The sequence below is a fragment of the Nostoc sp. DedQUE12b genome (genome assembly GCF_034530835.1).
GTDB lineage: Bacteria > Cyanobacteriota > Cyanobacteriia > Cyanobacteriales > Nostocaceae > Nostoc.
The window spans coordinates 65,111-74,751 of sequence record NZ_JAVRCI010000029.1 but is presented as its reverse complement, the minus strand read 5'-3'; the positions used below and the strand labels follow the sequence as shown (position 1 = coordinate 74,751).

General features: G+C 42.0%; 11 protein-coding genes and 2 riboswitches. All 11 genes read right to left on the bottom strand.

Features of this window, described 5'->3' with window-relative positions:
• Positions 1 to 50: 50 nt before the first annotated feature.
• Positions 51 to 1,967 (bottom strand): TonB-dependent receptor, encoded by a 1,917-nt coding sequence (locus tag RMY16_RS16290; RefSeq protein WP_322737283.1) that lies wholly within the window; start codon positions 1,965 to 1,967, stop codon positions 51 to 53.
• 308 nt (positions 1,968 to 2,275) lie between these two features.
• Positions 2,276 to 2,426: riboswitch (cobalamin riboswitch) on the bottom strand.
• A gap of 288 nt (positions 2,427 to 2,714) precedes the next feature.
• Positions 2,715 to 3,170 carry a hypothetical protein gene (locus RMY16_RS16285; protein WP_322737282.1) on the bottom strand — a complete coding sequence of 152 codons (456 nt, stop codon included), beginning with the start codon at positions 3,168 to 3,170 and terminating at the stop codon, positions 2,715 to 2,717.
• 6 nt (positions 3,171 to 3,176) lie between these two features.
• On the bottom strand, positions 3,177 to 4,037 hold the full coding sequence (locus tag RMY16_RS16280) for a class I SAM-dependent methyltransferase (protein ID WP_322737281.1): 861 nt from the start codon (positions 4,035 to 4,037) through the stop codon (positions 3,177 to 3,179).
• 169 nt (positions 4,038 to 4,206) lie between these two features.
• The gene (locus RMY16_RS16275; protein WP_322737280.1) at positions 4,207 to 4,632 is read right to left on the bottom strand and encodes a ubiquinol-cytochrome c reductase iron-sulfur subunit; all 426 of its coding nucleotides are present in this window, start codon (positions 4,630 to 4,632) and stop codon (positions 4,207 to 4,209) included.
• 146 nt (positions 4,633 to 4,778) lie between these two features.
• On the bottom strand, positions 4,779 to 5,168 hold the full coding sequence (locus tag RMY16_RS16270; protein WP_322737279.1) for a hypothetical protein: 390 nt from the start codon (positions 5,166 to 5,168) through the stop codon (positions 4,779 to 4,781).
• A 202-nt stretch (positions 5,169 to 5,370) separates the two neighbouring features.
• A complete protein-coding gene (locus RMY16_RS16265) occupies positions 5,371 to 5,835 on the bottom strand; it encodes a hypothetical protein (protein ID WP_322737278.1) in 465 nt (154 codons plus the stop codon).
• Complete coding sequence (locus tag RMY16_RS16260; RefSeq protein WP_322737277.1) at positions 5,819 to 6,319, bottom strand: GTP-binding protein; 501 nt, start codon at positions 6,317 to 6,319, stop codon at positions 5,819 to 5,821. The genes RMY16_RS16265 and RMY16_RS16260 overlap by 17 nt, the downstream gene beginning before the upstream one ends.
• A gap of 87 nt (positions 6,320 to 6,406) precedes the next feature.
• A complete protein-coding gene (locus RMY16_RS16255; protein ID WP_322737276.1) occupies positions 6,407 to 6,736 on the bottom strand; it encodes a hypothetical protein in 330 nt (109 codons plus the stop codon).
• Between the two features lie 2 nt (positions 6,737 to 6,738).
• On the bottom strand, positions 6,739 to 7,689 hold the full coding sequence (locus RMY16_RS16250) for an FAD-dependent oxidoreductase (RefSeq protein WP_322737275.1): 951 nt from the start codon (positions 7,687 to 7,689) through the stop codon (positions 6,739 to 6,741).
• A 7-nt stretch (positions 7,690 to 7,696) separates the two neighbouring features.
• Positions 7,697 to 8,752 carry a methyltransferase domain-containing protein gene (locus RMY16_RS16245; protein WP_322737274.1) on the bottom strand — a complete coding sequence of 352 codons (1,056 nt, stop codon included), beginning with the start codon at positions 8,750 to 8,752 and terminating at the stop codon, positions 7,697 to 7,699.
• A gap of 49 nt (positions 8,753 to 8,801) precedes the next feature.
• Positions 8,802 to 9,002, bottom strand: a complete 201-nt coding sequence (locus RMY16_RS16240) for a hypothetical protein (protein WP_322737273.1) — start codon at positions 9,000 to 9,002, stop codon at positions 8,802 to 8,804.
• Between the two features lie 447 nt (positions 9,003 to 9,449).
• Positions 9,450 to 9,593, bottom strand: a riboswitch (cobalamin riboswitch).
• Positions 9,594 to 9,641: the final 48 nt, after the last annotated feature.

Below are 9,641 nucleotides of genomic sequence, written 5' to 3'. Positions count from 1 at the left end.
TAGCTATCTGTCTCGCCCATCACTGCTTCTTAAATATTAGACCTGAATCCTTACTGCATTAGTATTCCAGCATATAAACCTCCAGGTGTTTCATAAGAAAGTCCTGCATTTAAACTGTCTGCACCAGCAAACCGTAATTCTTTATCAACTTCGGTAGAGTTTGTACTTTTTAAAATCTGCGGTTCGTTTGCTGTGTAACCAACAAAGGCGTAGACATTCTTAGCTAGCTGCAAATTCAAAACTGCTTCAATTCCTGTAGTGCGAACCTTACCAATATTTTCATAAGTAGCTACCGGAACAGCAAAGTTATAAGCGATTAAATCTGATATTGTGTTGTTGAAATATGTCAAGCGCAACAGACCAAAATTGCCTAATTTTTGGTCAATTCCGATATCATAACTATCGCCTTTTTCTGGACGAAGATTAGGATTACCAACGTAAGTACCACCATTTGCATATAAGCTGAAAAGATTCGGCGCACGGAAATTCTTGATATAATTAGCTCTCAGGGTGGTAGAATCTGTAAGTACAAATTTTGTTCCGATACTCGGTGATGTAAAAGAGCCATTTGTCAGGCTACTAAAATCCTGGCGTAAACCTAAGTTGGCAGTGAAACTAGGGGTAAAGTTAATTTCATATCTAGCAAATAGCGCTCCTTGACTAATACTATCGTCGTAAGTGACTGTTTTTGTATCAACAGAAAAGTCGAATGTACTGTTAGTAGCTGAGACATTGCGGTAATCAAAGCCGTAAACTAAAGTTTGATTATCAGCAAATTTCCAACTGTGTTGTGCTTGCAATCCATAAGAAGCTTGCCTGTTATCATATCGTGCTTGGGATGAATTGCGACTATCAAAACGAGTGTTGAGGAAATCTGCATAAACTCTTGCTGTTAGCAGCGAATGATTCCCACTTCCTAATTTTGAGTTCCAGGTTAAATCAGTGAGAACTTGGTCTGTGTATTTGCGATCGCTATCAGTCAACGAGTTAAAATAACCTTGACCAAATAATGGTTCGGGAATGGGGACTCCTCCTGGTACTCCTTGGTCTTTACCTAAATACAGAGTAGAGAGGGTAAGGGTATTACGAGAACCTAAATCCGCCTTCAACTTGATATTAAAGTTGTTGTAGAGAACATCATTATTTTCTCTAGTTCCCTCAAAGTTAGCTTCTGGGATGGAAAAAGGGTAGTTATTTTCTGCTTGGGTACGGTTATAACCTACAACCCAACCAATATTTCCTATTTTTCCGCTACTATTGATAGTCTGCTGATTTAACCCATACGCGCCAAAATTAACACCTGCTTGTGTCGTCACTTTTTCTGTAGGACGACGAGTGATAATATTAATCACCCCACCGATAGCATCAGAACCATAAAGAGTAGAACCACCACCTGGTAATACTTCAACTCTTTCAACAATATTGGTAGTAAATTCTGAAAGGTCAAAACCACCAGAACCAAGTTCGTTAATTGGTCTACCATCAAGCAAAATCAAGACTTGTGCAGAGTTAGAACCTCGGATAAATTGACCGCTTAAAGCGTTTACTTCTGTGCCAACTGTACCATCAGGCAAGATACCAGGAAGGAATTTTAGTGCTTCTCTGACAGTTTTTGCACCCTGCGCTTCCATTTCTTCGCCAGTAATCACGTAAACCGGACGGGTGGAATCTTTCACTGTCCCTTCACGACGAAAGGGTGAGTAAACAGGTTCATTGAGTAACTTATCGATGACTGTTAGTTCAATATCTGGTTCTTTTTCTTCTATGGATGTTGGGGTATTTTCAGGTGTTATTTGTGCAACTGGTTGTAAGTCTCTTGCAGTACCTTCGTACTTAGGAGACTCAGATATTTGTGCAACTTGATTAGCAATAGCTACACCTCCTCCACAGACCAACTCATAAATTGCGGTAAAAACGAAGATTTTTGAGAAAAACTCACAACAAGTAACGACACGGGAAGTGGACATGAAACTCCTCGTTTTCAGTAAATGCAGATATTGATTTGTGCTATTGAGTTTTGAGATTTAGGCTGAAATTAGCTTGTTGAAATGCATTGCTGTACCTAAATCATCCTGGATACTATTTGGATGACAAAAAAGACTCTGTGGTATTTCTGATGGATACCCAAATTCCTATAGGACAATCCAAAACTGAGTGTCGTTACTAACAGCGAAGCGAAGTAGTAACACTTGCAGAGGGTACTTTCTTAAGTCGATATCTGTACCCATGAAATAATTTAACTATGTGTATCATCTGTACCTCGCAGATAAATGTTTTGTGTCTAGAGTGAGTCGGCGGGCATTCTGACTTAGAGATACGTTATGTTCGTCTCATTACAGCTGCGGGACAGCGCCGGATTTACACCGAACTTTCCCCCTTGCGCCTGATGGCTGCTCCCCATCAGAACCGACATTTATGTGTCACATTACCATAGTTGCTCTCTATATGTAAATTCAGTCGATAATAATTTTGATTTTCCATATCACTTACTGAATTTTAATTATACTTTTGCTACTGCTAAAATCCATAAAAGAAATCCCCTAACTATCAGTAGAGGGGAAGGATAATTTTCGTACATCGTAGATTGAATTTTGTCAAGTGTCTTACGTTTCTAAGAGGTAGTTTAACGCTTTAACTTTGCTATTAAAGCTCTATACGTAGCAATTGAAAAAAACGGTAAAAACAGAAAGCTTGTTTTTAATTTTGGATGAGTTTCATTGTGTTTTTGTTCTTGTTAAAAGGGTGTATTGAGGTTGAAATTCTGCCCATTCTTTGCATACAGTTTGATAACATTGCGGTGGTGTAATTGGTAAATTAGTTAAATATAAAAAAGCAGCTTGATTACCGTATTGCAACAAAAATACAACATCTTTTTGAGGATTATATTTATCTACAGCTTCGAGAATATGTGCATTCATGAAGTGTCTTTGCAGCAGTACGGTATCGGGTGCTGCTAACCAAGCATTTAAGAAAGCTGCGAGATTTTTACGCGGGATAAAATGGGCTTTAAATGTTTCACCAGCACTACTTAAATGCGGAGAATTGGTACTGCAAATTACAACACCACGTTCTCCTCCTAAATAGCCAACCCAAGCGTTGTACCCGATTGCTAATAAATTAGTGGCGATAAAAGTTTGTTGCCAATCTTGAGTGTTTATTTCTGTGGTCATCTTCAATTAAACTCCTTTAGATAACTGCCAAAGTTGGATAGAATAACACAGATGGTTTTCAAAAATATCGCGTGCTGCTAACCCTTCAGCAATTGGCTTTTCTAGCCAACGCTTAAATGCCCAACATCCGAGTGAGTATAGTGGTGGAAGTGCGATCGCTACGACATCTGCAATATATTTAACTGTAGTCAGTCCAAAAGTACAGAATTTCTCAACACACAAATCAATCGTTGGCGCAATATGGGTGGAGATGTCCTCAGTCTTGACTAACTCGAACCCAGCTTTTATTAAAGCTGCTTGGAGTTCACTGGCGACATGACAATTGGAAAAGATACCCTTTTGGTATTCAGCATGAGAACGCATCATATCGGCAAGCAGCAGGTAGCCACCACTATCCAGTAAACGAGCTGCACCTTCGGCTAAATCGTCAACAGCAATATATTGGCTGCTTTCGCTGAACAGAACTAGATCGTAGGAGTTTGAGGCGTGAAAATCTTCAAATCTGGTTAAATAGAAAGGTACTTGAGAGTTGGTATTCTTGATAAACTTTTCTTGCTGGAGTGTGTCAGGTGCTAGTCCCTCAACAATGAAACCGCGATCGCGTAAATACACTGCATTCCCACCAATCCCGCAGCCGACATCCAGCACAGTTTTTACACCCTCTGGAATAAAACTAAAAAGCTTGGCTGCATAAGCTTCTTGAGCCGCATGCAGACGAGTTAGAGTCAATTCCTCACCCACAGTAGGTAGTGGCTCCCAATACCCGTAATGGAGATAGGAGGAATTTGTAAGTCCCATGTAATAATCTATCGCCGCATTTTGGTAACGAGTCGCTTTGGGAATATTTATTAGTTTTGGTTTTTGCATTTATAAATTGGTAGAAACAGTGACAAATTCATGCTTAATATTCCCAGCAATATCAGTGTGTTAATTTTGTCGTTTGATTAACTATGGTATTACTACTTGCAAATTACCACATAATAATTTTAGTGAACACTTAAAGCCCCAAATCAAGCCTGAGATTATTAATTACAAATTATGAATTACGTTTCACAATAACTAAATTGCCTTCTATTTTTGTCTCGTAATTTGATAGTGGTTTTGTAGCTGGCCCCATTTGTACATTGCCATTGGCAGCAAATTCGGAAGCATGACAAGGGCATAAAAATATCTTTTCTTCTGCAAGCCACTCTACGGTGCAACCCATGTGAGTGCAGGTAGGGTTCACAGCCACTAGATTTTTGCTTTTAGAAGTACCAATTACTAATACAGAACCAACAGGTGAGTTTTCATTTAATAGCTGACCAGTTTTATCCAATTCGGCAACTGTTCCTACTGGTTGCCAATCTCCAGAAGTTGATGACATTGCTGTAGTTTCTGGAGCAGAAGCTACAACTTTTGCAGGTAAGCTACTTGCTACATAACCTAAACCAAAACAAGTAATAAAATCACGACGTTTCATAGTTTCATATTATTTAGGCTTTATATAAACAATTTATTGCACCTTACATTTCCGAGCATAAATCTGTAAAATAGTGAGGGGAAAAAGAAATAATTTTCCTCCTATCCCCTGCTTTTCCCAAGATGAAAAACTTAGGAAAATAGATTCTACGGGAGGCTATTCCGCAAGCGGCGTAAACAATTTATCGATGCAGCACAATCACAACCAAACATAGCTACAGCAGCATCACTTTCTGCATCTGTAACCCCAAGCAGAGCCTTTTCACTGTCATCAGCAGTAACATCAATCTCTGCTACGCCTTTTTGCAAATGAGATAATTGTTCAGCGTGAGCGCAGAAAAATTTACCGAGTTTCGGATGTCTGACACAAGCTCTTTGGTCTGATGCTGATACTGGGGTAGTAGCAGCATCAGGACGGTCTACTGGTTGGGGATTTACTGGTTCACCAGCTGTGGTCACTTTATTGGTCATGACCAATGAAGCTAGAGACATCAAAGCTGCGGATTTAGTTGTTAAATTTGTCAGAAATTTATTCATGCAATTGTCCTAGAAGTAGGTTGGCAATTAAAGTTAATTTTCTCTCGGCTTAGTAGGGGAATGCGGAATTTTTTACCTTGTATTTCTTCTATTAAGTTGATACCCAAACAGGAGATTTTTCCTGTTTTTATATATTTAATAACTACTTGGCAGAGAGATAGCAATCGATTATACTCCTACTTTTAAAATTACTGTGTATTTTCTAGGGCATTAGGCTTGGTTGAAATTCTGACCAACGCTTGTAAACTTGTGCATAGCAATCGGGTGGAGTAATTTTTAGTTTGTGTAGAAAATTAACTTCAATCTGATGTTCAGCCTTTAGCACCAAAAGAATGTCTTGATAGGGATTGTATGTTGCAACTGAGGGTAAAATTGATGAAATCATAGATGAACACATTGATTGTGATATAAATCCGCCATCCTGAAACGAACGCAAGTAAAACTCAATCAGATTGGAAGGGAGAAATTGCAGGGTGAAGGGAACTATATCAAGACTTGTAATTGTCGAGTGAGTAACTTTAGTATCGACATCACAAATAACAACTCCCCGCCCAAATGACTGAAATCCCTTCCATCCTGTGTAACCAATTACTAATATATTGTTATGGATAAAGTTGTTTTGCCAGTAGCCGAAATTTCCTTGCCACAAACTATTGGATGGTCGCATTGACTTCCTCCCCCAATACCAATGATTCAATGCGAACTCGATCTAGTTCCCGACCAATTAACACTAATCGCGTTTGACGGAGTTCGCTGTTTTGCCAAGTCCGGTCGTAAAAGTAATCAAATCGATTACCGACACCCTGTAATACTAAACGCATGGCTTTATTCGGAACTGCTACAAATCCCTTAATTCGATAAATTTCTTGCTGTTGCACCAATGTTTGTAAGCGTTTAACCAAGACAGACGGTTCAAATGCTTGGTCTAGTAGTAGTTGCACTGCATTAATGCCGTCATCATGTTCGTGGTCTTCTTCATCATCACAAACTCGACATGAGCGCAATAGTTCGCCATCAATTCCGATTTCACCAAATTCATTTACTAAAACAGCAATGCGTCGTCCTTCATTATTTTGCAGTAAGTGACGAATTAACGTCGTTTTGCCTGCGCCGAGAAATCCTGTAATGACTGTGACGGGTATTTTTTGCATATAAAATACGTTGTTTGTTGATTAAGGGAGCGATCGCAAGAAAGAAGTTGTAAGCGCAAATATCATGCAGTGTTGCCAGGTTAAAATTCAAATATTTATGTTCTGCAACACCGCCAAGGATGAGTGGTCAAGTTGTGGCTGGCGACCCCACAGCCCGGTCATCAGTCGCAGCAGTAGCCTTCGTGGGAAAGACCAGTAAATTATCAGCCGTAGTATTAGCCGCCGCAGTTTCACCATTGGTAGCCATTGATTAGAAAAGCTGCGGTTGAGAATATCGGTAAAGGCAAGCACCACCCAGTTTTCATAGCGTTGCCAGTGATCGTAGCGTTTTAGCACTGCCAGAGAACCCAGGTCTTGTTTGTGTTGTTGTGCCGTTTGCAGCACTTGGGCTAGGGCAGCCGCATCACGAATACCCATGTTTAGCCCCCCTGACCGCCCACCGGATGACAGCAGTGGGCAGCATCCCCCAGCAACGCCAAGCGTGGTTGGCAATAGCGACGGCTCTGCATCAATCGTGCCGGAAACACTAAGGGTTGGCTCAACAAAGTTAGTTTCCCCATTTGTTCGCCGTAGCGTCGTCGTAGTTCGGTCATAAACTGGTCGGGAGGCAGACCAATTATTGCTTGAGCCTCTGCGTGGGGGGCAATCCAGACAATTTGACAGCGACGATCGGGTAAGGGCAAAATTGCAAAAGGGCCGCTAGGCCAAAAACACTCGTAGCCGATATTCTGGTGCGGTCGCTCTGGAGCAACGAAAGCTGTGATACACGATTGCCAGTAAGCCCAGCCGTTAGTTTCGATGCCAGCAGAAGAGCGAATTTGCGAGTTGATGCCATCAGCAGCCACCACCAACTGCGATCGCAACCGTTGTTGACCCTGAGAATTCTCTAGCACCACCTCTGCGGTTTCGGCTCCATAGCGCACGTCAACCACTTGAGTCTCATACCAGCAGGTAATGTTGGCTGCTGTTGCCACTCGTTGCTGGAGTGCCGCCATCAGTACCCCATGCTCACCACAGTAGTAAACTGCTGCTTCTCCCAAATCCTTTGGGCAAAACTCGACTCGGTGAGGATAGTCTGCGTCCGACAGTAACACCCGTGAAAAATGGCTAATTTTTGGCGCAATTTGCGACCACAGCCCTAAATCACGAAAAATTTTGCTCGTCATTGGCGACAGGGCATAAGCTCGCGCTCGCTCTGTTGCTTGCTGCTGTTGTTGTGCTTCCACTACTAAAATTCGCAAACCTGACGATTGCAGTCCACAGGCTAGCGTCAAACCCGAAATACCGCCGCCGACAATAACTACATCGCAGTTCGCCAAATCCATCTTTGGCGATGGGGTAATTGCTGGGAACTCAAAATTAATCGTCATGCGATTGCTACCCAACTAAGCTTGAGGAAGTTCCCTTAACAAGGTTTCTATCCATCAATTCTGTACGTGAGTGCGATAGCGTTCGCGTAAGCGTCCGCTCTGCGGAAGCGCTGCTGCTTTCAGCAGAGCGCACAGCGCGGAACATTCCAAATCGGCACAGTCCTACACCAAACGCCAAACGCATCAGCAAAAACGTTGGCACTTCGCGCACAGACTTGATGAAACCAGACAGTCCAAAACGTAGGAATCCGCTTGGTCGAAGCACCCCTTGCCAGATAGAATCTAACCAAGAAGGAAGGGTTTCTTGCGTCCAGTCTGCCGTAATTACATCCCCTTCCACTAATCCTGTAGCTGCCAAAAGCTCAGAAAAGCCCTCAATGCTAGAAAAAGCTGGATGAGACCACTGATCTAGGAGTTGTCGCATCACTGGTTTCTCCCAGAAACTTAGCGGCTTTTGGCGGTCATCCCTCTGATTCCAGTCAGCTACAACCAAAACTCCACCAGGTTTCAGCACCCGCATTAATTCTCTGGCAAAAACAGCTTTATCAGGCATATGGGGGCCTGCTTCGATTGACCAGACTACATCAAAACTGGCATCTGGAAACGACAACGCCATCGCATCATCGACCGCAAACTGGGCGTTTAGCCCTTGGGGTGTTAGTTCCTGGGCGCGTTTCACCTGCTGTGGGCTGATCGTAATCCCTGTGACAGCAAACCCGTAGTCTTGCGCTAAAATCCGACTACTGCCCCCAATACCACAGCCAACATCTAAGACGGTAGTACCAGGAGGTAATCGATCTAAACCACCCCATTTAACCATTTCATGTACAAAGTCAGATTTAGCAGCCAAAAAATCCTTCCGTCGTGGCGGTGAACCGTAGTGACCGAGGTGAATGTGTTCTCCCCAGTAAAACTCTAGAATGCCGTCAGTAGTCCATTGATCGTAGGAATTAGCGACTGTGGCTGAGGATTGATACTTACGAGCAGTTAGGAAATAAACCGCAATTCCAATTAGTAAAACTAGAACAGAACCAATTACAAAATAAAGTAATAGAGTTGACATCGTTGTGAAAGCTTTTTATGTAGCTAACAGTTGATAGATTTTGGTGTGTTTATGGTTTATCCCGAATTAGACGAGCGATGGCAATGTTAATCTTCCTATACGTTGAACTTGCGATATTTTGCCAACCTCGAATCATTTCCCTGGGATTTAGAAAGGGTTTTTGCTTATCTTCTCTAAAACCCGTTTGTTTGACAAAAGGATGAACAGCAGTAGGAATCTTCCCAGCTCGGTGAAGATAAAATTTCGGCATGATGATTAACCGAGTAAGAATTTAACGAAAATACACAGAAGAAGTATATGCACACCATATACAGCACTCTCAAGTTAGTGCAATATCTCGTCGAAAATTGCTCAGATTTCTAAGTTCAAATAATTACCTGACTACTGACAAAGTAATTACTAATCGAAATTTAATATTAAAGCTTCGGCTTCGCTCAGCTTTAACGTCGAGCGGAGTCGAGACTTAATTATCTATTTCGTGGAAAGCCGCCATTTGTAGCGTTTTAATATGCGGTGCTTTCAAAATATCAGACCTGACCAAAGAACAGACAGGATACAAGCCCCTAAATTTGTTTATGGAGATTGGAATTTGGAATTTGGAATTTGGAATTTGGAATTCCCCGTTCGCGTAGCGTCTCCAAGAGTTGGGGTTGACGCTCATTATGTAATAAACCATCCGTGCCTCGCAGATGTAGAAAATTTACAAGTCAACTTCGGCGGGCATTCTGACTCACAAGGCAAACCTTGATTACAGCTGCGGGACAGCGCCGGATTTACACCGGACTTTCCCCCTTACGTCTGATGGCTGCTCCCCATCAAAACCGAGATTCCTTTGCATATTAACACAACTGTGATTTGCTTGCGTAAAAATCAATGGTCGATCTATACT

Bases quoted from the DNA above. Each gene is read 5' to 3' on its own strand.
- RMY16_RS16240 (WP_322737273.1), bottom strand. From the start codon at position 9,002: ATGCCGAAATTTTATCTTCACCGAGCTGGGAAGATTCCTACTGCTGTT.
- RMY16_RS16290 (WP_322737283.1), bottom strand. From the start codon at position 1,967: ATGTCCACTTCCCGTGTCGTTACTTGTTGTGAGTTTTTCTCAAAAATC.
- RMY16_RS16245 (WP_322737274.1), bottom strand. From the start codon at position 8,752: ATGTCAACTCTATTACTTTATTTTGTAATTGGTTCTGTTCTAGTTTTA.
- RMY16_RS16265 (WP_322737278.1), bottom strand. From the start codon at position 5,835: ATGCGACCATCCAATAGTTTGTGGCAAGGAAATTTCGGCTACTGGCAA.
- RMY16_RS16260 (WP_322737277.1), bottom strand. From the start codon at position 6,319: ATGCAAAAAATACCCGTCACAGTCATTACAGGATTTCTCGGCGCAGGC.
- RMY16_RS16285 (WP_322737282.1), bottom strand. From the start codon at position 3,170: ATGACCACAGAAATAAACACTCAAGATTGGCAACAAACTTTTATCGCC.
- RMY16_RS16270 (WP_322737279.1), bottom strand. From the start codon at position 5,168: ATGAATAAATTTCTGACAAATTTAACAACTAAATCCGCAGCTTTGATG.
- RMY16_RS16280 (WP_322737281.1), bottom strand. From the start codon at position 4,037: ATGCAAAAACCAAAACTAATAAATATTCCCAAAGCGACTCGTTACCAA.
- RMY16_RS16275 (WP_322737280.1), bottom strand. From the start codon at position 4,632: ATGAAACGTCGTGATTTTATTACTTGTTTTGGTTTAGGTTATGTAGCA.
- RMY16_RS16255 (WP_322737276.1), bottom strand. From the start codon at position 6,736: ATGGGTATTCGTGATGCGGCTGCCCTAGCCCAAGTGCTGCAAACGGCA.
- RMY16_RS16250 (WP_322737275.1), bottom strand. From the start codon at position 7,689: ATGACGATTAATTTTGAGTTCCCAGCAATTACCCCATCGCCAAAGATG.